Below are 20781 nucleotides of genomic sequence, written 5' to 3' on the forward strand. Positions count from 1 at the left end.
CTGCCCCTATCACCGTTCGGCGCACTTCATGAACAGCACATGAAGGGTACACAATGGGTACGGGATTAAATTTCGTTCACGTTGCGCCCTTTAGATATAAGGCATTCGACAGCCGTTCAGCCATACTCCAGAATGCAGCGGTTTTTGGGGGAAAACCCTTGCACAGCCAACGACATACCAACCTTTAGTGAGCCTCAACGTGAAAACATCCCTGTCCATTCTCAGCCTGCTGCTGTTGCTCACAGGTACCGCGACGCTGCCGTCGACCGCTGCTGCACAACCCCCGGCCAAGGTGCAACGCGACCCCTCCAAACTGCACCTGGCTTCGGGCAGCGCGCTGCTGATCGACCTCAATACCAACCAGGAGCTGTACTCGAACCACGCTGACCGCGTGGTACCGATCGCTTCGGTGACCAAACTGATGACCGCGATGGTGGTGCTGGACGCCAAGCTGCCCATGGATGAGATGCTCACCATGACCATCGCCAACAACCCGGAGATGAAGGGCGTGTATTCACGGGTACGCCCCGGCAGCCAGCTGAATCGCCGCGAGACCCTGCTGATTACCTTGATGTCTTCGGAAAACCGTGCAGCCAATAGCTTGGCCAATGCCTACCCCGGTGGCTACCCGGCATTCATCAAGGCGATGAACGCCAAAGCCCGCAGCCTGGGCATGGCCCATACCCGCTACGTAGAACCTACCGGGCTTTCGACGCAGAACGTGTCGACTGCGCGCGACCTGTCCAAGCTGCTGATGGCCTCGCGCAAATACCCGATGCTGAGCGAGCTGTCGACCACCCGCGAGAAGACCGTGGCCTTCCGCAAGCCCAATTACACCCTGGGTTTCCGTAACACCGACCACCTGGTGAACAAGAGCAACTGGGACATCAAGCTGACCAAGACCGGTTTTACCAACGAAGCCGGGCACTGCCTGGTGCTGTTGACCCGAATGGATAACCGCCCTGTGGCGATGGTCATCCTGGATGCCTTCGGCAAGTACACCCATTTCGCCGATGCCAGCCGCCTGCGCCAATGGCTGGAAACCGGTGCAGCCAAGCCAGCGCCGGCGGTGGCCATGCAGTACAAGGCAGATCGCCAGGGCAAAGGGCGAGTAGCGGCCGAGTAAGCTGGCCCGAACTTACAGGCCATGGCGCCGTCAGGCCGTGGCGCTGACCATTGAGCCGGAGCTGCTGCCACCCTCTTGCTGCAGCAGCGCCAGCAATTGCGCGGTAGCGGCCATGATCTGACCGTTGAGGGTGGCGATGCTTGCCTGTTTGGCACCGACCGCAGCCGCCTTGGATGTCTCATCCATCTTGCTGTTCTGCAACGCGGCAAGCTGCTTCTGCTGCTCGGCCAGTTGCTTCTGCAAGTCCTTGATCAACTGTTGCAGGGCGCTTACCGCCTCCGACCCGCCACTGCCCGCTGTATCCGTTGCCTGTGCCTGGCTACCCGCGGATACCTTCAGGCTGTCGCTGCTGATTTGCAGCGGGCCCACCGCTTCGCCGGCCTGCTTGGCCTGGTCGCGTTCAGCGGCGGCATTGGCGCTGCGCGCCTGCGCCGAGACGCCATTGATCATGAGGTTGCCAGCTGTGATGACGGCCATGTCGGTCCCTTTCTGAAAGATCGGTCTTTGCGCTAACCATCCTATCGGCCACTTCGCGCCGCGCTTTAGCCCAATTAAATTCCCTGCCGGCTGTTTCGTTACACCTCATCATGAGCCCCCCCCTGGCCGACCTGCCGCCCTCCGCGCAGGTCGGCTTTATCGCTTGAAACATTTGCTTTCATTTTAATCGGCAGGATTTCGATTCTCATTCGTCCTTATCAGTACAGCCCTCTTTGGTTGGGCGCACGCTCGACCACCCATTGCAGAAGACCGTCTGATGGCCAAACCCTTGAAAAAATCCAAATCCAGGCTGTGGTTCCTGGTGCACAGCTGGCTTGCCTTGCCGATCTGGTTCTTTGTATTGATCGTCTGCTTCACGGGCATGCTCGCGGTGGTCAGCCAGGAAATCGTCTGGCTGGCCAACCCGGATGTACGTGCCAGCAAGCCGGACACCGACGCCGAACGCCTCAGCTTCCAGCAGGTGCTGAACGCCCTGCACAACGCAGAGCCGGATATGGTCGTGCAGTCCATCATCCAGCCCGACGGCTCACACTTCGCCCTCACGGCCAATGTGACCTTCCCGGACGGCACCACCCCGACCCTTTACGTCAATCCCTACACCGGTGCGATTCAGGGCAAATCCCCTGACTTCAACTTCGAAGCCTTCACCCGCGCCCTGCACGGCTGGTGGCTGGTGCCCTTCACCAACGGGTTCAGCTGGGGCTGGTACCTGGTGTCGATCCTCGGTCTGCCCATGCTCGCTTCACTGGTAACCGGGCTGGTGGTGTACAAGAAGTTCTGGAAAGGCTTCTTCAAACCGGTACGTACAGGGCACGGTTCGCGCATCTTCTGGGGCGACCTGCACCGCCTGGCCGGTGTCTGGTCGATCTGGTTCATCGCGGTCATTTCCATCACCGGTACCTGGTTCCTGATCCAGGCAATTCTGTTCGACAACCACATCAGCATTTCCAGCGAGCCGATCGTGCCGGTCATCGCTCGCGACGAAGTGCCCCAGACCGCCGATGGCAGCCCAGCCCCACGGATCGACCTCGATGAAGCGGCACGCATCGCTGGCCTGGCGATTCCAGGGCTGGAAATCAACTTCATTGCGTTGCCTGCCACCGCTTACAGCCATATTTCCATGGGCGGGCGGGGTTGGTATCCACTGATGTTCCAAAGCGCCGAGGTCAACCCCTACACGCGCAAGGTGGACAGCCAGTTCCTGCTGGGCGACCGCTCCGCCCTGGAGTTCGTCACCGAGTCCATGCGCCCCCTGCACACCGGTGACTTCGGCGGCCTGCCGATCAAGCTGATCTGGTTCTTCTTCGGCCTGGTGCTCACCCTGATGGTGTTCAGCGGCTTGCTGATCTGGACCAAACGTACCGCACAAGCCACCGCTGCCGCGCTGAAGCGCAGCGAACGCGCCCCCCGCACTGTGCCCACCCGGACCTCGCTGGAGATGCAACGATGAGCCCCACCCAGGCCGTGCCCGTCAGCCCGCTTAAACAGTGGTGGTTGAAGTGGCGCTTCCATTTGAACATCCTGCTGATCCTGATCCCCCTGGGTTTCATGCCCAAGTATTTCAGCGACGCCAAGCTGTTCCGCGGCGAGGCAGGGCTGGGGGCGAATGTGATCACCGGCATCCAGGCCGGCCCCTACACCCTGGACCTGGCGGAACTGCGTGACGAAGCGCCCCGCAGAGACGGCCCGGCAGGCGACTTCAAAGTATTCAGGGCAGCGCTGTGCAAGGCGTGCCTCAACGACGTGAAGGCCGTTTACCTGCGCATCGGCAAACCGCGCAGCCTGCGGGCGGCGGGCACGATTTTCTTCGGCGCGCCCTACGCCATGGCCACCAACCTGCCGGTCCCTCCGCGCACCAAACCCGACGCCCAGATCTGGATCACCGTGGAAGGCTGGGACGGCAGCATGCACCAGGCGTCTGTCCCGCTGGCCAAGGCATCGCCAGCCACCGTGGCCTGGCTCGAGAACAAAGGAGGCAAGAAATGAACTACCTGCTGCGCACCCTCGCCCTGCCCTTGCTGGCACTGGCCGCAAGCCCGGCATTGGCCCACAACCCCATGTGCGAATGCGAAGAACTGGCCAGCGGCCAAGTCAAGTGCACCGGTGGTTTCTCGGACGGCAGTGGCGCCCCCGGGGTAACCCTGGATGTGATCGGCTATGACGAGCAAGTGCTGGTCGGCGGCAAGCTTGGCGACGATTCGACCCTGACCTTCAAGCGCCCGGACGGCGAATTCTACGTACTGTTCGACGCCGGCCCCGGGCACGTGGTGGAAGTCGACTACGCCGACATCGCCCAGCCATGAGCCGCGCTCACGTGATTCGCCCGGCCGGGGCCGGGCACGAAACCCTGTACGTGCTGTTGGCCAGCTTGCTGATAGTGGCGTTGGCGGCTGGCGTGGTGTCGCTGCGCGGCGAGCGCGAGGACGAACAGGCCATCGCCAGCCACCAGATCGACGCCCGCCGCGACCTCACTGCGGCCGAGCAAGGCCTCTACACCGACCTGCGGGTGGCATTCGACGAGATCCAGTTGCTGCGTGAAGAAAACGCCGCTGCACCTGGGGTACAGGCCCTGGCCGATGAAGGCCTGCCACCATTCGTGGTCGACGCCGGCAGCCAGAGCCGGGGCAGCCACCAATGGACCTGGCTGGAGGCTGGCGCCTACCTGGGCCGCAGCCAGGCACCCGAAATTGCCGGCAGCCTGCTGCTGATCCTGCCACCCGACAGCACCGGCCAGGCCGATATCTGGTTGCGCCGCGACAGCGCCGCAATCATCCCGGATGACCTCGGCCAGGCGGCACTGATCGCCGCTGGCTGGCAACAGGTGGTCAGCCACTACGACGCCGGGGTTACCCGCGAACACCGCCACTGAACCGAAGGACTCGCCCATGTTTCGCTCCGCCCTCGCCCTGCTCCTGGCCCTGGCCCTGCCGGCAATGGCTCTGGCCGATAACGGCAAGCCGCTGCGTATCGGCATCACCTTGCACCCCTACTACAGCTACGTGAGCAACATCGTTGGCGACAAGGCCGAGGTGGTGCCGCTGATTCCGGCGGGCTTCAACCCGCACGCCTACGAGCCCCGGGCCGAAGACATCAAGCGCATCGGCACCCTGGACGTGGTGGTGCTCAATGGCGTTGGCCATGACGACTTTGCCGACCGCATGATCGCTGCCAGTGAAAAACCTGATATCGCCACGATCGAGGCCAACCAGAACGTACCGCTGCTGGCAGCTACCGGCATTGCCGCACGCGGTGCCGGCAAGGTGGTCAACCCGCACACTTTCCTGTCGATCAGCACGACCATTGCCCAGGTCAACAACATTGCCCGCGAGCTGGGCAGGCTCGACCCGGACAATGCCCGGTTCTACACGCAGAACGCCCGGGCCTACGCCAAACGCCTGCGTGGCTTGCGTGCCCAGGCACTGGCCAAGGTCACCGAGGCCCCCAGCGCTACCTTCCGCGTGGCCACCATCCACGCTGCCTACGACTACCTGGTCCGCGACTTCGGCCTGGAAGTGACCGCCGTGGTCGAACCCGCCCATGGTATCGAGCCGAGCCCGGCGCAGCTGAAGAAGACCATCGACCAGCTCAAGGCACTGGACGTGAGGGTGATCTTCTCGGAAATGGACTTCCCCTCAGCCTATGTCGAAACCATCCAGCGTGAGTCTGGTGTGCGCCTTTACCCCCTTACCCACATTTCCTATGGCGAATACACCAAGGACAAGTACGAAGTGGAAATGAAGCGCAACCTCGACACCGTGGTCCGCGCCATTCAGGAGAACCGCGCATGACCGCCGCTGCCAACCTGGCAACGGCCTGCGGGCCGCGCATCACCTTTGCCGATATCGACCTGACCCTGGGCCGCACCCGTATCCTCGAACAGGTCAGCTTCACCGTTGCCCCGGGCAGCGTGCACGCCATCGTCGGCCCCAACGGCGGCGGCAAGAGTTCGCTGATCAAGACCCTGCTCGGGCAAATGCCCCACCATGGTGAACTGACCCTGCACTGGCCAGGGCAAGGCGAGGTGATCGGCTACGTCCCGCAGGCGCTGGAGTTCGACCGCGGGCTGCCAATGACCGTGGATGATTTCATGGCCGCCATGTGCCAGCGGCGCCCGGCCTTCCTGGGTTTGTCGCGCAGGGTGCAGCCTGCCATCGATGCTGCGTTGGCGCGGGTTGGCATGCTGGAAAAGCGCAAGCGGCGCATGGGGGCCTTGTCGGGCGGTGAGCGCCAGCGGGTGCTGCTGGCCCAGGGGCTCATCCCCGAACCACAACTGCTGGTGCTGGACGAGCCGATGTCGGCGCTCGATGAAGCCGGCATTCAGGTGTTCGAACAACTGCTGCTGGCCTGGCGCCAGGCGGGGACCACTGTGTTGTGGATCGAACACGACCTGGAAGCGGTGCTGCGCCTGGCCGACCGGGTTACCGGGCTGAGCCGCCAGGTACTGTTCGACGCCCCGCCAGCCCAGGCCCTGACGCCGGAGCGCCTGCTGGGCCTGTTTTCCGTCCACCCGCGTAGCGAGAGCATTGCCTGATGAGTTTCGAAACCTTTCGCCAAACGGTCCAGGACTGGGCCACTGCCGGCTACCTGCCCGAGGCGCTGGCCTATGGCTTCGTGGTCAATGCCTTGCTCGCCGGCCTGATGATTGGCCCGGTGCTGGGTGGCCTGGGCACCCTGGTGGTGGTCAAGCGCTTTGCATTCTTTTCCGAAGCGGTCGGCCATGCCGCACTGACCGGCGTGGCTATCGGCATCCTGCTGGGCGAGCCCTACACCGGGCCTTATGGCAGCCTGTTCGGTTACTGCCTGCTGTTCGGCATCCTGCTGAACTTCCTGCGTAACCGCACCGGGTTGTCACCGGACACACTGATCGGCGTATTCCTCTCGGTGTCGCTGGCGCTGGGCGCCAGCCTGCTGCTGATGCTGGCGGGCAAGATCAATGTGCACATCCTCGAGAACGTGCTGTTCGGTTCGGTGCTGACCGTGAGCGGGCAGGACCTGGTGGTACTGGGCATCGTCGCCGTACTGGTGCTGGCCTTGGCGCTGCCGCTGTACAACCGCATCATGCTGGCCAGCTTCAACCCGCAGTTGGCTGCTGTACGCGGCGTGGCGGTGAAAACACTGGACTACCTGTTCGTGGTGCTGGTGACCCTGGTCACCGTGGCTGCAGTGAAGGTGATCGGGGCCATTCTGGTCGGTGCGTTGCTGGTGATCCCGGCTGCCGCCGCGCGCCTGGTCAGCCAGTCACTGAAGGGCTTTTTCTTCCTCTCGGTGCTCATCGCCACCATCAGCACGTTGTTCGGCATCCTGCTACCGATCGTGTTCGACCTGCCGGTGCCGTCGGGTGCCGCGATCATCCTGGTTGCCGGTCTCTGCTTCGCCCTCGCTGCGCTCGCCCGCGCCCTCGTTCCCCGCCTGCAAGGAAACCCGGCATGAACCTGAAACACCTGACCCTGGCACTGGCCCTGGCCAGCCTGCCGTCGCTGTCTTTCGCCACGCAGGTGCTGACCACCTTGCCGATCACCCACAGCCTGGCCAGCGCCCTGCTCGAGGGGACCGGCGTACAACTCAAGCGCGCAGCCCCGGCCAACCTGCCGGCCAGTCGCCAGCCGTCGTACTTCAGCGGCCGTGGTGGCGCCAGCCTGGACAAGGCTGCGCAACAGGCCGATGCGGTGATCGGCGTACGTTCGATCTGGCGCGACGACCCGCTGTACCCGATGGCCCGGCGCAGCAATATCCGCATTGTCGAGATCGATGCCGCACGACCGGTGGACGGCGCCTTGCCAGGTATCGCGGTGAGTGGCGACGATGCCTACAACGCCTACCCGTGGCTGAACCCGACCAATCTGGGGCGCATGGCCGACGTCGTGGCCAACGACCTGGAACGCCTTGCGCCGAGCGAAAGAACGAAAATCCAGGGCAACCTGGCCGCCCTCAAGCGCCAGCTGTTGGAACTTGCCGCCAGCAGCCAGACGCAGTTGGCCAAGGTCGACAATCTCACAGTGGTCAGCCTGTCGCCGCGGTTGGGTTACCTGGCCAGCGGCCTGAACCTGGATGTGGTGCAGCAGCCGCTGCCAACGGCGTGGGATGCTGCCGCGCTGAAGGCGCTGGAGGCCAACCTGAAGGCACAGGATGTGGCGTTGGTGCTGGACCATCGCCAACCGGAGCCGGCGCTGGCCGCAGCGATCCAGGCGGCCGGCGCGAAACTGGTGGTGGTGGACAGCGACCCGGATGATGCGTTTGCCGGGTTGAAGGCCAGTGTCGAACAAGTCGTCGGGGCACTTGGCGAAAGCTGATCAACAGTCCGTCGCAAATCCTGGGGCCGCTATGCGGCCCTTTCGCGCTGCAAGGCCGCGCCTGCCTCGGCAGGGGCGACATTGACAGTGCACCTGGGCGCTAGCGCTTCATGCACCGTTGATAACGCTCGTCCACCCGCCCTGCAAACCACGCCGTGGTCAGCTTGCGGGTAATCTTCGGGCTCTTCAGTTCGATTCCCGGCAGCACCGCTCGCGGTAGCGGCTTGCCAGCGGCGGCGTCGGCCAGGGCAAATACCCCGGCGTACAGCTTGCTGTCCTCGAACGCCAGGCTGTCGCCGTCCTCCAGTTGGCGGCGAATCTGCGGGTTGCGCAGCCCCAGCTTCCCGCCCACTTTGCGCGCCGCCGTTTCGGTCGCGCCCGGCATGATCGACCCCGGTGCGATCAGGTCGCCGTCCAGCGCCAGGCGCACACCCGTGACCTTGCTCAGCGCCGCTTGAAACGCCGCATTGCGGCTGGCGTACCAGCCGGCATTGAAATCGGCGAAGCGGTAGAGCGGGCGTTCGTAGCTGGCTGGGTAACCCAACAAGTGGGCGATACCGAAGTACATGCCACCGCGCCGGGTGAACACCTCCTGGCGAATGCTGCCGTCATGGCTGTAGGGGTACCCCTGCGCATGCTGTTCGGCAAAGTCGATGCTGACCTGCATCGGCCCGCCGGTATGCACCGGGTTCAGCCCGCCAAGCAAGGTCCTGCCCAACGGGAGCCGGGCAATGACCTCGTCGTACAATTCGCTCAACTGTTTCTCGCTGCGCACTGCCTGTAGCCGCTGCTGGTAGCTTTGGCCGTTGCCAGACGGCGTTTTCAACGCACCATCGATCAGCAGCCTGGGGATGTGCAGGCGCGCGGCGCGGCGGTCGATTTCTTCTCGGGCGATACGCCCCAGGTTGGGCACCTGTGGGTCGGCCGTGAAGGTCGACTCCTGCTCGGTGACCGCCAACACCGCACACAGGTTGCTCTTGCTGGGGGTGATGCGCTGGGCCTCGAAGGCCACCTGGATGTCCTTGGCCCAGCCCTCGCGGTCGCGGGCTTGCGTGGGCAGCAACCGCAGCAGTTGGGCGCGAACCTCGGCCGGGTCCGCTGCGGGCAATTCTTCGCGGCGCCCAGCGCAACCTTGCAGCAGTACAAGGGCCATCATGCCTGCCGCCCATAACCAGCCGTTCAGGGCTGTTCACCGACCAGGTAGGTCTTGCTGATGTGGCGGAACAACGGATGCGCCGCACTCCCCATCAGTTCGAACAGCACCATTTCCCGGGTCACTACCTGCGCACCGGCTTCGCGCATGCGCGCCAGGCCCGCCGCCTTGCTGGCCGCCGTGCGGCTGTCACAGGCATCTTCGACCACGAACACCTGCTTGCCCAGCGCCAGCAGGCCGAGCACGGTCTGCAGCACGCAGACATGGGTTTCCATGCCACACACGATCACCTGTTCACGGGCCATCAGGCTGTCGGGCAAGCATTGGGCGGCAACGCAGGAAAAATGGCTTTTCTCCACCACCTGGGCGGCCGGTGCCGACGCCAGCAACTCGGCCAGGGTGTGGCCCAGACCCTTGGGGTACTGTTCGGAAATCACCACCGGCAGCTCCAGCTCGGCGGTCGCCGCCAGCAGCCAGCGGGCCCGCGCCCGGGTGCCTTCGGCGTCGCTCATGGCGCCGATGAGCTTTTCCTGGATGTCGACGACCAGCAGCGTGGCCTTGTGTGGATCGATCAGCATGCTCTGCCCCTTGTCTGGGAAAAGGCCTAGCCTCCCCCAGGCAAGCGGTGACGTCAATCAGGCGGACAGGCGCAACGGTTGCAGCAAGGCAGTGAGGGCGTCGAGCACACGGTCTTCATGCTCGTGGATGAAGAAGTGCCCGCCGGGGAACATCTGCAGCGAAAACTCGCCGTGGGTTTCTTTGCCCCAGGCCCGTAGTTGCTCGTCATTGGCCCGGTCATCAGTGCCGGCCAGCACATGCAGCGGGCAGCTCAGGGCCGGCCGCTGACGGTAGGCGTAGGTGCCGCACAGCAGGAAATCGGCGCGCAGTGTCGGCAAGGTCAGGCTCATCAACTCGGCATTGGCCAGCACTTCCTCGGGCGTACCTTGCAGCTCACGCAGCTCGCTGATCAGCTCGGCGTCGGTTTTTGGCTCGCGCCAGTGCCTGCCATCGTAATCTTCGCGCCGGGTCGGGGCCGCCGTGCCGCAGGCAAACAACGCCAGCGGCGCCGGGCAGCCCAGCGCTTGCAGCTCATGCGCCAGCTCGAAGGCCAGCAAGGCACCCAGGCTGTGGCCCAGCAACGCATAGGGTGCATTGGCGGCCAGGTGCTGCTCGCTGGCCAGTTGCCGGGCCAGCGCCTGCATGTCGGTGTGCAGCGGCTCGGCCATGCGTGCGCCGCGCCCGGGCAGCTCCACCGGGCGTACCTGCACCCACGACGGCAGCTTGCGCCGCCAGCGGCTGTAGACCATGGCGCTGGCGCCCGAGTAAGGCAGGCACAGCAGGTTCAGTGCGGTCACTGGGCGGCGGCTTCGGCCATTTTCTGGCGCAGGCTGAGGGGGCGCATGTCGGTCCACACCTCGTCGATGTACGCCAGGCAGTCCTTTTTCAGGCCACTTTTGCCCACTGCACGCCAGCCGTTGGGGATGGCTTTGTAGTCGGGCCAGATCGAGTATTGCTCTTCGTGGTTGACCACTACCTGGAACTGGATATCTTCGCGGTCGAATACAGAAGTCATTGCCTGTCTCCTTGAATGATGAGTACCGCTGCGCGCTTGGCGCAGGAGGCTTTCAAGTAGACGTAGCAAGCCGGCGGAAAATTAACTTCATCTCATGCATCGCGCAGCAGGTCGTGGGTATCGAGCAGGCGGAACGCAACCTCGGGATTGCGTTCCAGCCCGCGGCGGATCGCCGCCGGGATCGCCTGCCGGGTCTTGCGGCACAGCCCGGGCTGGTTATCCAGTTCGATGACGATGCCGCGCATGGTCCGCACTTCATTGAAGCCCGGGGCGATGTGCACGCGAATGCCGAGATTGTCGAACAGGCGTTGTTGCAGGCGCTGCAGGTCTTCAAGGTCTTTCAGGTTTTCCAGGCGCTCGAGCAGGCGCTTTTCTTCCTGGCGGGTCAGCAGGAGGATGCGCTGGGCGGTCTGCGGGTGGTCGGCCAGTTGTTCGCGGCCACAAATGCAGGCGCCAGGGGGGCAAGGCTGGCGCAACGGTGGAGAGCTGGTCATGGGCCAAGCATAGCCAGTTTTTGCGGGTGCTTGTAGAAGCGGTCTTTTGTCGCCCGTGCCCTGGCTTTACAACTGCAGCAAGCGCTCACGCAGGAAGTTCACGAACCCTTGCACCGGCCGCGCCACCTGCCGGTGCTGCGGGTACACTGCCGACAGCTGCAAAGCTGGCGGCCGCCAGTCATCCAGCACCGTGACCAGGCGCCCATCGGCCAGCGCTTGGCCTACGATGAAGGTCGGCAGGTAAGTCACACCCATGCCGGCAATCGCCGCGTCCCTTAGGATTTCACCATTGTTCGCGCGCATGCGCCCGGCCACCTGAATCGCCTGGGCCTTGCCAGCCTGCCGAAACTGCCACTGCACCTGCCGCGAATGCCCATACGGCAGGCAGTCATGCCCGGCCAGGTCCTCCGGCCTGGCCGGCACACCGCGCGCCGCCAGGTAGGCCGGGCTCGCGCAGTACACCCGCTGCACATCGGCGATGCGCCGGGCGATCAGGCTGGAGTCCTCCAGCGCGCCAATCCGCAACGCCAGGTCATAGCCTTCGCCGATCAGGTCCACCGCCCGATCACTGAGGTCCACCTCCACATCCACCTGCGCATGCAACTGCAGGAACTCGGTCAGCAAACAGCCCAGGTGCGCCATGGCGAACGACAATGGCGCGCTCAGGCGCAAGGTGCCGCGCAAGGCCTGGGCCTGGCCGCTGATGTCGTGCTCCACCTGCTGCACTTCACCGAGCAGGCGCATGGCCGACTGGTAGTACTGCTGGCCCAGCGGCGTGGCGTCCAGGCGCCGGGTGGAGCGGTTGAGCAGGCGCACGCCCAGGCGCGCTTCGAGTTGCATCAGGCGCCGGCTCACCGATTGCTTGGACATCCCCAGGCGGTCGGCGGCGGCGGTGAAACTGCCGGCCTCCATCACCTGGGCAAAGATTCGCATGTCTTCGTAGGGGTTCATTGTCTCGCTCTTGGTGACAGTAAAACGCTTTATAGCGGCTTTTTCCCACGAGCGCACCTGCCTAATCTACGCACAGGTCGCAGCGATGGCCCAGCAGGCCAGGCAAGACGCCCACCCCCGACACTTGCACAGAAAAGGATTCGCCCATGAATATTGTCCACAAAACACTCACCGCCTCGCTTCTGGCGCTGTCCGTTTCCAGCGCGTTCGCAGCGGGGAGCCCCGGCGTGGAGCAACGCACCCAGGCCTTCCTCGAAGCCCTGGAGCAAGGCGGCGGCAAGCCACTGGAGCAACTCAGCCCGAAAGATGCCCGCGCGGTGCTGACCGGCGCCCAGGCCTCGGTCAAGGTTGACCTCTCCGGGATCGAGGTGAAGGAACGCACCATCGAGGCCGACGGCCAGTCGATCAAGCTACAGGTGGTTCGCCCGGCCAATGTCAAAGGGGCGTTGCCGGTATTCATGTTCTTCCACGGCGGTGGCTGGGTGCTCGGCGACTTCCCGACCCACCAGCGGCTGATCCGTGACCTGGTGGTTGGCTCTGGGGCAGTGGCGGTGTATGTCGACTACACCCCGTCGCCGGAGGCGCACTACCCGACCGCGATCAACCAGGCCTATGCCGCGACCCGCTGGGTGGCCGAGCACGGCCAGCAGATCGGCGTGGATGGCAAGCGGCTGGGCGTGGCTGGCAACAGCGTCGGTGGCAACATGGCGGCGGTCGTGGCGCTGAAGGCCAAAGAAGCTGGCACCCCGGCCCTGCGCTTCCAGCTGTTGCTGTGGCCGGTGACGGACGCCAGCTTCGAAACCGCTTCGTACAAACAGTTTGCCGAAGGGCACTTCCTGACCACCGGCATGATGAAGTGGTTCTGGGACAACTACACCACGGATGCCAAGGCGCGGGAACAGATCTACGCCGCGCCGCTGCGAGCTACCACCGAACAGTTGCAAGGCTTGCCGCCAGCGCTGGTGCAAACAGCCGAGTTCGACGTGCTGCGTGATGAAGGTGAGGCCTATGCCCGCAAGCTGAATGCCGCCGGCGTGCCGGTGACCTCGGTGCGCTACAACGGCATGATCCATGACTATGGGCTGCTCAACCCGCTGAGCCAGGTACCGGCGGTCAAGGCGGCAATGCGCCAGGCTGGCGCCGAACTCAAAGCGCACCTGAACTGAGCCCATGCCCGGAAGACCTGCCCAGGCCCAATCGAGATGTTGGCGCTCGGTCACCTGGGCTTGGCCCGAATGCTGATAAAACTGCCAGTAGCCGCCACTTTTTTCCTGTGCGCAAATTGCACCAAAGCCCACGATAGCTATGCGTGCGGCTGTGCTACTCCACTCAGAAAAAGGTGCTCGCCAATGTGGACACGAATAGCCCTGTCGCTTCTAACCCAGGCAAGTTTGATCGGTTGCGTGTCGCACACGTCCCCTGTGCTGCCTGCCCGTCCGCCCGCGCAGACTCAGGCACTCACAAGCGCAACAGCCAAGTCACAGCAGTTGATCGAATTGAACAAGCGGGGTGAACAGGCGGTTACGCAACTGAAAGTCTGGTACGACTCGGTCACCGAAGACTGTGGTGGGCCTGACAAACCCAGCTACCTGTGCAGCGGTTTTGAAATGCGTGCCACCGGTTTCAGCCCAGAATCGCTACCTTGGGACCCGAGCCGCAAGCACTTGGATAAAGGCGCCATAGCGTTTTCCTGGGTGCGCCGTGACACCAACTTCGGCAGGGCGGCGGAACGCTTCAATGGTTATTTGTTCCCGCCGCTGCAGGCCATCCCGCACGGCAAGCTGCGCGAGCTCGAAGTACTGTGCACCTTCCCCATCGATGGTGGCACGGACAACCGCGAAACCGCGCAGGGGTGCGGCCCGCATGATGGGTTTGAGAGCACCACGGATGCGTGCCAGAAGGTCGGCGTGAAGGATGCCGAAGCGTGGTTGGCAACGTACAGCGAAGATGACATCAGAAAATCAAGAGTCTGCGGGTGGGACCTTCGCGAAGCACCCGCGAACATGAGGGCCCGGTGGTTCGAGATGCCGATAAAAGTCAGGGCAGGTTTGAGCGCCGATGCGTGGATGGGCTACAACGAGATTTTGCTTCCAGCCTGGCAAGTCGGCGTGGGCGCCAACTTGCCTGTTGTTGCATTTTTCTATGTCGAGGGTCAGACGCAGGCTGGCTTGCTGGCGCAGTTCGACCAGTTCCGGTATCACGCAGCGTATGGCCAGGCGGTGCCTGTAATCCGAATCAAGCTGCCCACGGCGAAGGATCAGGTTATGCAGCTAACCTACGATGAGCAAGACCAAGCGGTAGGTCGCCCCATCGTGACTTCGGAGGTCGATTTCGAGTCCGAGCAGGTCGGTGACCGCAAGGAATTCAAGGTTGACCAGACGACATTCAAACTACATGGCACGGGTGGGGTCAGCGACGATTCGCACAGCGGCGATGGAAGCGCCATAAAGGCAAAACATCTTACGTTCGACGGTTCAACCGAAATTCTGCTGCCTGGCACAGGTACCCGCCGCGTAAGTTACGACTGGGGGTGCAGTGATCTATGTACCAGAGATCTCACCTTCACGGACAACCACAAACGGCTCAGTGACCGTGAAGGTATGCATTATGGGTCCGATGAGCTAACGGTGAACGGCCCTGAAATCCTGCACCTTCACATGGTTGAAGACGGCGAAAATCCGCGCATGGTCATCGACAACGTGCACGTTACGCAAGCGCCTTGAGCTTCTGTTTTGCCAGTAGTGGCCCTATCGCCGGCTCGCCGGCGTCAGGGGCATCAACCAACACTCACGGCCCCACCCCTTCAACGATGATCACGTCGGCCTTCGCTACCCCTTGGCGATGGCTGCACGCCTCCTGGTACAGCTCAGACCGGTAACACGCCACCGCCTGCGCGTAGGAATCGAATTCGATCACCACGCTACGCTGAGGTGTGGGCCGCCCTTCCAGCGCCTCGCTGCGCCCGCCACGGGCCAGAAAGCGGCCACCGAACGCCTGGAAGGCAGCCGGGGCGCGTTGGGTGTATTGCTGGTACTGCTCCGGGTCGGTCACGTCCACATGGGCGATCCAATAGGCCTTCATGCGCCTTCTCCTGATTAGCCGATACTTGTGTATGATGGTATACCATAAAAATGACACCACCACAGCGAGCGTGCAACATGGCTTTCAACACCATCGAGGAACTTCTCGAGGACTACCGGCAAGGCAAGATGGTCCTGCTGGTGGATGACGAGGACCGCGAAAACGAAGGCGACCTGCTGATCGCCGCCGAGCGTTGCGACGCCCAGGCCATCAACTTCATGGCCCGCGAAGCGCGGGGCCTGATCTGCCTGACCCTGACCGACGATCACTGCCAACGCCTGGGGCTGGAGCAGATGGTACCGGCCAACGGCAGTGTGTTCAGCACCGCGTTCACCGTGTCGATCGAAGCTGCCACGGGCGTCACTACGGGCATCTCTGCCGCCGACCGGGCACGTACCGTGGCCGCCGCCATGGCCCCCACGGCCCGCCCCGAAGACCTGGTCCAACCCGGCCATATATTCCCCCTGCGTGCCCGCGAAGGCGGCGTGCTGACCCGCGCCGGCCACACCGAAGCGGGTTGCGACCTTGCGCGCCTGGCCGGCTTCAGCCCGGCCTCGGTGATCGTCGAAGTGCTCAACGACGACGGCACCATGGCGCGTCGCCCGGACCTAGAGGTGTTCGCTGCACGGCATGGCATCAAGATCGGTACCATCGCCGACCTGATCCACTACCGCCTGAGCACCGAGCAGACCATCAAGCGCATCGGCGAACGTGAACTGCCGACCGTGCATGGCACCTTCCGCCTGGTTACCTATGAAGACCGTATCGAAGGTGGCGTGCACATGGCCATGGTAATGGGCGACATCCGCCGCGAGCAGCCAACCCTGGTCAGGGTGCATGTGATCGACCCCCTGCGCGACCTGGTTGGTGCCGAGTACGCCGGCCCCGCCAACTGGACCCTGTGGGCGGCACTGCAGAAGGTGGCCGAGGAAGGCAGCGGCGTGGTGGTGGTCCTGGCCAACCATGAATCCTCGCAGGCATTGCTGGAGCGGGTACCACAGCTGACCCAACCGGTGCGGCCTTACCAGCGCGGGCAGTCCAAGGTGTACTCGGAAGTGGGCACCGGAGCACAAATTCTGCAGGACCTGGGGGTGGGCAAGCTGCGCCACCTGGGGCCGCCGCTGAAATATGCGGGGCTGGCGGGTTATGAGCTGGAGGTGGTGCAGAGCATTCCCTTTGAGCCAGGCCTGGTGGGCTGACGCAGTGCCTTGTAGGCGCGGCCTTGCGTCGCGCCTACAGGGGTTCGCGCAAGCATGCAGAGGACAGAGTGATGGCCGGTCGCCTCGTACCTCTTGCCAAAAGTTTGGAATACCATAATATGATATCCCGTAGACCTTAAATCTGCTGGCCGGCATCCACAACGCCAGATGGCCATCGACACTTTGTTTTAGCTGCTCCCCGAACACTATTGGCGGGCGCACCACAAGCCCAGCCTCGAATAACAAAAGCAACGAGGGCGTAACCATGCTGTTGAGCAAACGTGTAACCGCAGTGCTGTCTGCCAGCCTGCTGACCCTGGCATGTCAGGCCGCCCAAGCCGCCGACAGCCTCAACTTCGTCAGCTGGGGCGGGACCACCCAGGACGCCCAGAAAGAAGCGTGGGCCGTTCCTTTCACCAAAGCGACCGACATCAAGGTAGTCCAGGACGGCCCGACCGACTATGGCAAGCTCAAGGCCATGGTCGAGAGCGGTAACGTGCAATGGGACGTGGTCGACGTGGAAGCCGACTTTGCCCTGCGCGCCGCCAGCGAAGGCTTGCTCGAACCCCTCGATTTCACCCAGATCAAGCGCGACAAGATCGACCCACGCTTTGTGTCCGACCACGGTGTCGGCTCGTTCTTCTTCTCCTTCGTGCTCGGTTACAACGAAGGCAAGCTCGGTGCCAACAAGCCAGTCGACTGGGCCGCGCTGTTCGACACCAAGACCTACCCTGGCAAACGCGCCTTGTACAAATGGCCCAGCCCAGGCGTGCTGGAACTGGCCCTGCTGGCCGACGGTGTAGCCCCCGACAAGCTCTACCCCCTGGACCTGGACCGCGCCTTCAAAAAGCTCGACACCATCAAGAAGGATATCGTCTGGTGGGGCGGTGGCGCTCAGTCGCAGCAATTGCTGGCCTCTGGTGAAGCTGCGCTGGGCCAGTTCTGGAACGGTCGCGTCTACGCCCTGCAGCAAGACGGTGCCCCGGTGGGTGTGAGCTGGAAGCAGAACCTGGTCATGGCCGATTTCCTGGTCATCCCCAAGGGCGCCAAGAACAAGGACGCGGCCATGAAGTTCCTGGCCAACGCCAGCAGCGCCGAAGGCCAGGCCGAGTTCGCCAACAAGACCGCCTACGCGCCGGTCAACGTCGACAGCGTGGCCAAGCTGGACAAGGACCTTGCACCCAACCTGCCTACCGCCCATGCCCAGGACCAGGTCACCCTCGACTTCGCCTACTGGGCCAAGAACGGCCAGGCCATCGCCGCGCGCTGGAATGAGTGGTTGGTCAAATGAAAGTCGCCATCAACGCCCTGCATAACGCGCAAGTTGCCCCCACGGGAGCCGGCGCTCCGGGCACCGTACCGCGCCGCGTGGGCCTGAGCCAGCGCTGGAAAGGCAGCCGCAACCTGCTGCCGGCCTTGCTGTTCCTGGGTCTGTTCTTCTTCGCGCCGCTGATCGGCCTGTTGCTGCGCGGGGTACTGGAGCCAACGCCCGGGCTGGGCAACTACGAGCAGCTGTTCGCCAACTCGGCTTACGCACGGGTGCTGTTCAACACCTTCTCGGTGGCCGGTGTGGTCACCCTGATCAGCGTGCTGCTGGGGTTCCCGCTGGCGTGGGCCATCACCCTGGTGCCCAAAGGCTGGGGCCGCTGGCTGCTGAACATCGTGCTGCTGTCGATGTGGACCAGCCTGCTGGCACGCACCTACTCGTGGCTGGTGCTGCTGCAGAGTTCGGGGGTAATCAACAAGGCGTTGATGGCCATGGGCATCATCGATGCCCCGCTGGAGATGGTGCATAACCTGACCGGTGTAGTGATCGGCATGAGCTACATCATGATCCCGTTCATCGTGCTGCCGCTGCAGGCGACCATGCACGCCATCGACCCGATGGTGCTGCAGGCAGGCTCGATCTGTGGCGCCAGCCCGTGGACCAACTTCTGGAAGGTGTTCCTGCCACTGTGCCGCTCGGGGCTGTTTTCCGGGGCGCTGATGGTGTTCGTGATGTCGCTCGGTTACTACGTCACCCCGGCACTGCTGGGCGGGGCGCAGAACATGATGCTGCCGGAATTCATCATCCAGCAGGTGCAGTCGTTCCTCAACTGGGGCCTGGCCAGCGCCGCCGCCGCACTGCTGGTGTTGATCACCCTGGTGCTCTTCTACCTGTACCTGAAGCTGCAGCCGGAGTCCCCGGTTGGCAACCCGAGGTAAACCGCCATGCTCCTTTCCCCCAATGCCATGGGCCGCCCGCTGCGCACAGGCCTGTACCTGACCACCGGGGTGATCGCAGCCTTCCTGCTGCTGCCGGTAGTGTTCATCGTGTTGCTGTCGTTCGGGTCGTCGCAGTGGCTGGTCTTCCCGCCGCCCGGCTGGACGCTCAAGTGGTACGGCCAGTTCTTTTCCAACCCTGAGTGGATGGAGGCTGCACTGGCCAGCTTCAAGGTGGCCGTGCTGACCACCGTTGCAGCGGTGCTGCTGGGGTTACCCAGCGCGTTCGCCCTGGTGCGTGGCCGCTTCCCGGGCCGTGAACTGCTGTACGGGCTGTTCACCATGCCAATGATCGTGCCGCTGGTGATCATTGCGGTGGCGGTGTACGCGCTGTTCCTCAAGCTGGGCTATACCGGCACGCTGTTCGCGTTCGTGGTCAGCCATGTGATCGTTGCCCTGCCCTTCACCATCATTTCGATCATCAACTCGCTGAAGCTGTTCGACCAGTCGATCGAGGATGCCGCCGTGATCTGCGGCGCGTCGCGCCTGCAGGCAATCTTCAAGGTCACCTTCCCGGCCATTCGCCCGGGGATGATTGCCGGGGGCCTGTTCGCCTTCCTGGTGTCCTGGGATGAAGTGGTACTGAGCGTGATGATGGCCAGCCCCGACCTGCAGACCTTGCCAGTGAAGATGTGGACCACCCTGCGCCAGGACCTGAGCCCGGTGATCGCCGTGGCCTCGACCTTGCTGATCGGCCTTTCGCTGCTGGTCATGTTCATTGCCGCCGCCTTGCGCCGGCGCACCGAAAACGCCTGAGCGCGGAGATAACAACAATGAGTGCAGTGATCAAAGACAACGCGCACGGCAAAACCTTGGTCAGCCTGCGTGGCCTGAACAAGCACTACGGCGACTTCACCGCCGTGGACAACCTCGACCTGGAGATCCAGGACGGCGAGTTTCTGACCTTCCTCGGCTCCAGCGGCTCGGGCAAGTCCACCACCCTGTCGATGCTGGCCGGTTTCGAAACGCCGAGCAGCGGCGAGATCCTGGTCGACGGCCAGTCGCTGGTCAACGTGCCGCCGCACAAGCGTGATATCGGCATGGTGTTCCAGCGTTACTCGTTGTTCCCGCACCTGAACGTGCGCGACAACATCGCCTTTCCGCTGGCCATTCGCAAACTCAATGCGGGCGAAACCAGCAAGCGCGTCGATGCCATGCTCAAGCTGGTGCAACTGGAACAGTTCGCCCACCGCAAGCCGGCGCAGATGTCCGGCGGCCAGCAGCAACGTGTGGCGATTGCCCGCGCGTTGGTGTACGAGCCACGCATTCTGCTGATGGACGAGCCGCTCGGGGCCTTGGACAAGAAGCTGCGAGAAGACCTGCAGGACGAGCTGCGTCAACTGCACCGCCGCCTCGGCATCACCATTGTCTACGTGACCCACGACCAGGAAGAGGCCATGCGCCTGTCGCAGCGCATTGCCATTTTCAGCCACGGCAAGATCGTTGGCCTGGGCACCGGCTACGACCTGTACCAGAACCCGCCGAATGCGTTTGTGGCGTCGTTCCTGGGCAACTCCAACTTCCTGCGGATCAAGGCCAGCAGCAACGGCGCAGCCAGCTTCGAAGGCCAGCCGGTGGCCATCCGCCTGACCCCGGGGCTGGCAGCCTCGTAGGATGCGCTGATCATGGTCCGCCCGGAAAAAGCCCTGGCCCTGACTGCCGAACAAGCCGCGCGCCAGCCGCTGCCGGCAGGCTGGAACGAGGTCAGCGCCAAGGTTGGCGAGGTACTGTTCCTGGGGGAAAGCCAAACCTGCCATGTGGTCACTGCTGGTGGTACCGAACTGACGGTCAAGGCACTGTCTGCAGCGGGTATGCCGATGCAGCCAGGGGACAGCGTGAAGGTGCGCTGGGCAGTGGCAGATGCCTGCATCTACACCGAATGGGCCGAGAGCGACCTGAGCAAATCGGCCGGCGCGCATTGAGACCGCCAGGGCCGCCTTGCGGCCCATCGCCGGCAAGCCGGCTCCCACAGGGATCGCATCAGGGCTGACATGTGTTTGCCACAAGGTATGCAGCGCCTGTTAGAGCGAGCGCCGCCCGCGCGGCGCATCGCGAGCTGCGCTCGCTCCTTGTATGTTGTGACTGGCCTGGCGGGAGAAGTTATTCTCGTCAGGCTGAAGAAGCACTTCCGGGGAGGCCGATCGCTCCTGAAGG

The 20781-nt window shown here is 63.5% G+C and carries 23 protein-coding genes and 1 pseudogene; 16 read left to right on the forward strand and 8 right to left on the reverse strand.

Annotated features, from left to right (window positions below; translation table 11 throughout):
* Positions 1-199: 199 nt before the first annotated feature.
* A complete protein-coding gene (gene pbpG / locus DMX12_RS15520; protein WP_029887028.1) occupies positions 200-1126 on the forward strand; it encodes a D-alanyl-D-alanine endopeptidase in 927 nt (308 codons plus the stop codon).
* Between the two features lie 30 nt (positions 1127-1156).
* Here the strand turns inward: pbpG and DMX12_RS15525 are convergent, their stop codons facing one another.
* The gene (locus DMX12_RS15525) at positions 1157-1603 is read right to left on the reverse strand and encodes a hypothetical protein (protein ID WP_110678514.1); all 447 of its coding nucleotides are present in this window, start codon (positions 1601-1603) and stop codon (positions 1157-1159) included.
* Between the two features lie 277 nt (positions 1604-1880).
* Here DMX12_RS15525 and DMX12_RS15530 point away from each other — a divergent pair, with 277 nt between their 5' ends.
* The 8 genes from DMX12_RS15530 to DMX12_RS15565 are packed head-to-tail and all read left to right on the forward strand — an operon-like array spanning position 1881 to position 7914.
* Complete coding sequence (locus DMX12_RS15530) at positions 1881-3074, forward strand: PepSY domain-containing protein (RefSeq protein WP_110678516.1); 1194 nt, start codon at positions 1881-1883, stop codon at positions 3072-3074.
* Entirely contained in the window at positions 3071-3610 is a 540-nt protein-coding gene (locus tag DMX12_RS15535; RefSeq protein ID WP_054911726.1) for a hypothetical protein, read from the forward strand. Before DMX12_RS15530 ends, DMX12_RS15535 begins: the two co-directional genes overlap by 4 nt.
* Entirely contained in the window at positions 3607-3927 is a 321-nt protein-coding gene (locus DMX12_RS15540; RefSeq protein WP_054911725.1) for a hypothetical protein, read from the forward strand. The genes DMX12_RS15535 and DMX12_RS15540 overlap by 4 nt, the downstream gene beginning before the upstream one ends.
* Positions 3924-4493: a DUF6162 family protein gene (locus DMX12_RS15545; protein WP_110678518.1), complete on the forward strand. Its 570-nt coding sequence runs from the start codon at positions 3924-3926 to the stop codon at positions 4491-4493. The genes DMX12_RS15540 and DMX12_RS15545 overlap by 4 nt, the downstream gene beginning before the upstream one ends.
* Before the next feature lie 16 nt (positions 4494-4509).
* Positions 4510-5412 (forward strand): metal ABC transporter substrate-binding protein, encoded by a 903-nt coding sequence (locus DMX12_RS15550; RefSeq protein WP_110678520.1) that lies wholly within the window; start codon positions 4510-4512, stop codon positions 5410-5412.
* Positions 5409-6155: a metal ABC transporter ATP-binding protein gene (locus DMX12_RS15555; RefSeq protein ID WP_054905050.1), complete on the forward strand. Its 747-nt coding sequence runs from the start codon at positions 5409-5411 to the stop codon at positions 6153-6155. Before DMX12_RS15550 ends, DMX12_RS15555 begins: the two co-directional genes overlap by 4 nt.
* Positions 6155-7054, forward strand: coding sequence for a metal ABC transporter permease (locus DMX12_RS15560; protein WP_110678523.1), 900 nt, complete (start codon positions 6155-6157; stop codon positions 7052-7054). The genes DMX12_RS15555 and DMX12_RS15560 overlap by 1 nt, the downstream gene beginning before the upstream one ends.
* Positions 7051-7914, forward strand: a complete 864-nt coding sequence (locus DMX12_RS15565) for a metal ABC transporter solute-binding protein, Zn/Mn family (RefSeq protein ID WP_110678525.1) — start codon at positions 7051-7053, stop codon at positions 7912-7914. The genes DMX12_RS15560 and DMX12_RS15565 overlap by 4 nt, the downstream gene beginning before the upstream one ends.
* A gap of 100 nt (positions 7915-8014) precedes the next feature.
* Here the strand turns inward: DMX12_RS15565 and DMX12_RS15570 are convergent, their stop codons facing one another.
* From DMX12_RS15570 to DMX12_RS15595, 6 genes are all read right to left on the reverse strand, one after another.
* Positions 8015-9070 carry a DUF1615 domain-containing protein gene (locus DMX12_RS15570; protein WP_282961915.1) on the reverse strand — a complete coding sequence of 352 codons (1056 nt, stop codon included), beginning with the start codon at positions 9068-9070 and terminating at the stop codon, positions 8015-8017.
* 23 nt (positions 9071-9093) lie between these two features.
* Positions 9094-9645, reverse strand: a complete 552-nt coding sequence (locus tag DMX12_RS15575) for a hydrolase (protein WP_110678527.1) — start codon at positions 9643-9645, stop codon at positions 9094-9096.
* Between the two features lie 57 nt (positions 9646-9702).
* Positions 9703-10422 carry a thioesterase II family protein gene (locus DMX12_RS15580; RefSeq protein WP_110678529.1) on the reverse strand — a complete coding sequence of 240 codons (720 nt, stop codon included), beginning with the start codon at positions 10420-10422 and terminating at the stop codon, positions 9703-9705.
* On the reverse strand, positions 10419-10640 hold the full coding sequence (locus DMX12_RS15585; RefSeq protein ID WP_110678531.1) for an MbtH family protein: 222 nt from the start codon (positions 10638-10640) through the stop codon (positions 10419-10421). Before DMX12_RS15585 ends, DMX12_RS15580 begins: the two co-directional genes overlap by 4 nt.
* 92 nt (positions 10641-10732) lie before the next feature.
* Positions 10733-11134 carry a hypothetical protein gene (locus tag DMX12_RS15590; protein ID WP_033691107.1) on the reverse strand — a complete coding sequence of 134 codons (402 nt, stop codon included), beginning with the start codon at positions 11132-11134 and terminating at the stop codon, positions 10733-10735.
* A 66-nt stretch (positions 11135-11200) separates the two neighbouring features.
* The gene (locus DMX12_RS15595; RefSeq protein ID WP_047149663.1) at positions 11201-12085 is read right to left on the reverse strand and encodes a LysR family transcriptional regulator; all 885 of its coding nucleotides are present in this window, start codon (positions 12083-12085) and stop codon (positions 11201-11203) included.
* 146 nt (positions 12086-12231) lie between these two features.
* Here DMX12_RS15595 and DMX12_RS15600 point away from each other — a divergent pair, with 146 nt between their 5' ends.
* On the forward strand, positions 12232-13251 hold the full coding sequence (locus tag DMX12_RS15600; protein ID WP_029887295.1) for an alpha/beta hydrolase: 1020 nt from the start codon (positions 12232-12234) through the stop codon (positions 13249-13251).
* Positions 13252-13572: 321 nt separating this feature from the next.
* Complete coding sequence (locus DMX12_RS15605; protein ID WP_174824171.1) at positions 13573-14808, forward strand: hypothetical protein; 1236 nt, start codon at positions 13573-13575, stop codon at positions 14806-14808.
* Positions 14809-14872: 64 nt separating this feature from the next.
* Here the strand turns inward: DMX12_RS15605 and DMX12_RS15610 are convergent, their stop codons facing one another.
* Positions 14873-15166, reverse strand: coding sequence for a DUF1330 domain-containing protein (locus DMX12_RS15610; RefSeq protein ID WP_110678535.1), 294 nt, complete (start codon positions 15164-15166; stop codon positions 14873-14875).
* A 77-nt stretch (positions 15167-15243) separates the two neighbouring features.
* Here DMX12_RS15610 and ribBA point away from each other — a divergent pair, with 77 nt between their 5' ends.
* The 5 genes and pseudogenes from ribBA (at position 15244) to DMX12_RS15635 (ending at position 20549) form a co-directional block, all read left to right on the forward strand.
* Positions 15244-16365, forward strand: coding sequence for a bifunctional 3,4-dihydroxy-2-butanone-4-phosphate synthase/GTP cyclohydrolase II (gene ribBA, locus DMX12_RS15615; RefSeq protein WP_029887298.1), 1122 nt, complete (start codon positions 15244-15246; stop codon positions 16363-16365).
* A 265-nt stretch (positions 16366-16630) separates the two neighbouring features.
* A complete protein-coding gene (locus DMX12_RS15620) occupies positions 16631-17656 on the forward strand; it encodes an ABC transporter substrate-binding protein (protein ID WP_009686436.1) in 1026 nt (341 codons plus the stop codon).
* The gene (locus DMX12_RS15625) at positions 17653-18570 is read left to right on the forward strand and encodes an ABC transporter permease (RefSeq protein ID WP_177411269.1); all 918 of its coding nucleotides are present in this window, start codon (positions 17653-17655) and stop codon (positions 18568-18570) included. The genes DMX12_RS15620 and DMX12_RS15625 overlap by 4 nt, the downstream gene beginning before the upstream one ends.
* 6 nt (positions 18571-18576) lie before the next feature.
* Positions 18577-19383 carry an ABC transporter permease gene (locus DMX12_RS15630; protein ID WP_009686434.1) on the forward strand — a complete coding sequence of 269 codons (807 nt, stop codon included), beginning with the start codon at positions 18577-18579 and terminating at the stop codon, positions 19381-19383.
* Positions 19384-19400: 17 nt separating this feature from the next.
* Positions 19401-20549, forward strand: a pseudogene (locus DMX12_RS15635) (ABC transporter ATP-binding protein).
* Positions 20550-20781: the final 232 nt, after the last annotated feature.

It is taken from the genome of Pseudomonas sp. MB-090624 (assembly GCF_003205245.1).
GTDB classification, from domain to species: Bacteria; Pseudomonadota; Gammaproteobacteria; order Pseudomonadales; family Pseudomonadaceae; genus Aquipseudomonas; species Aquipseudomonas juntendi.

Excerpts from the sequence above, each read along its gene's own strand:
- DMX12_RS15575 (WP_110678527.1), bottom strand. The coding sequence starts at position 9,645 with ATGCTGATCGATCCACACAAGGCCACGCTGCTGGTCGTCGACATCCAG.
- DMX12_RS15565 (WP_110678525.1), top strand. The coding sequence starts at position 7,051 with ATGAACCTGAAACACCTGACCCTGGCACTGGCCCTGGCCAGCCTGCCG.
- DMX12_RS15585 (WP_110678531.1), bottom strand. The coding sequence starts at position 10,640 with ATGACTTCTGTATTCGACCGCGAAGATATCCAGTTCCAGGTAGTGGTC.
- DMX12_RS15560 (WP_110678523.1), top strand. The coding sequence starts at position 6,155 with ATGAGTTTCGAAACCTTTCGCCAAACGGTCCAGGACTGGGCCACTGCC.
- DMX12_RS15550 (WP_110678520.1), top strand. The coding sequence starts at position 4,510 with ATGTTTCGCTCCGCCCTCGCCCTGCTCCTGGCCCTGGCCCTGCCGGCA.
- DMX12_RS15570 (WP_282961915.1), bottom strand. The coding sequence starts at position 9,070 with ATGATGGCCCTTGTACTGCTGCAAGGTTGCGCTGGGCGCCGCGAAGAA.
- DMX12_RS15545 (WP_110678518.1), top strand. The coding sequence starts at position 3,924 with ATGAGCCGCGCTCACGTGATTCGCCCGGCCGGGGCCGGGCACGAAACC.
- DMX12_RS15535 (WP_054911726.1), top strand. The coding sequence starts at position 3,071 with ATGAGCCCCACCCAGGCCGTGCCCGTCAGCCCGCTTAAACAGTGGTGG.
- DMX12_RS15595 (WP_047149663.1), bottom strand. The coding sequence starts at position 12,085 with ATGAACCCCTACGAAGACATGCGAATCTTTGCCCAGGTGATGGAGGCC.
- DMX12_RS15525 (WP_110678514.1), bottom strand. The coding sequence starts at position 1,603 with ATGGCCGTCATCACAGCTGGCAACCTCATGATCAATGGCGTCTCGGCG.
- DMX12_RS15600 (WP_029887295.1), top strand. The coding sequence starts at position 12,232 with ATGAATATTGTCCACAAAACACTCACCGCCTCGCTTCTGGCGCTGTCC.
- DMX12_RS15625 (WP_177411269.1), top strand. The coding sequence starts at position 17,653 with ATGAAAGTCGCCATCAACGCCCTGCATAACGCGCAAGTTGCCCCCACG.
- DMX12_RS15620 (WP_009686436.1), top strand. The coding sequence starts at position 16,631 with ATGCTGTTGAGCAAACGTGTAACCGCAGTGCTGTCTGCCAGCCTGCTG.
- DMX12_RS15590 (WP_033691107.1), bottom strand. The coding sequence starts at position 11,134 with ATGACCAGCTCTCCACCGTTGCGCCAGCCTTGCCCCCCTGGCGCCTGC.
- DMX12_RS15630 (WP_009686434.1), top strand. The coding sequence starts at position 18,577 with ATGCTCCTTTCCCCCAATGCCATGGGCCGCCCGCTGCGCACAGGCCTG.
- DMX12_RS15540 (WP_054911725.1), top strand. The coding sequence starts at position 3,607 with ATGAACTACCTGCTGCGCACCCTCGCCCTGCCCTTGCTGGCACTGGCC.
- DMX12_RS15610 (WP_110678535.1), bottom strand. The coding sequence starts at position 15,166 with ATGAAGGCCTATTGGATCGCCCATGTGGACGTGACCGACCCGGAGCAG.
- DMX12_RS15530 (WP_110678516.1), top strand. The coding sequence starts at position 1,881 with ATGGCCAAACCCTTGAAAAAATCCAAATCCAGGCTGTGGTTCCTGGTG.
- DMX12_RS15555 (WP_054905050.1), top strand. The coding sequence starts at position 5,409 with ATGACCGCCGCTGCCAACCTGGCAACGGCCTGCGGGCCGCGCATCACC.
- ribBA (WP_029887298.1), top strand. The coding sequence starts at position 15,244 with ATGGCTTTCAACACCATCGAGGAACTTCTCGAGGACTACCGGCAAGGC.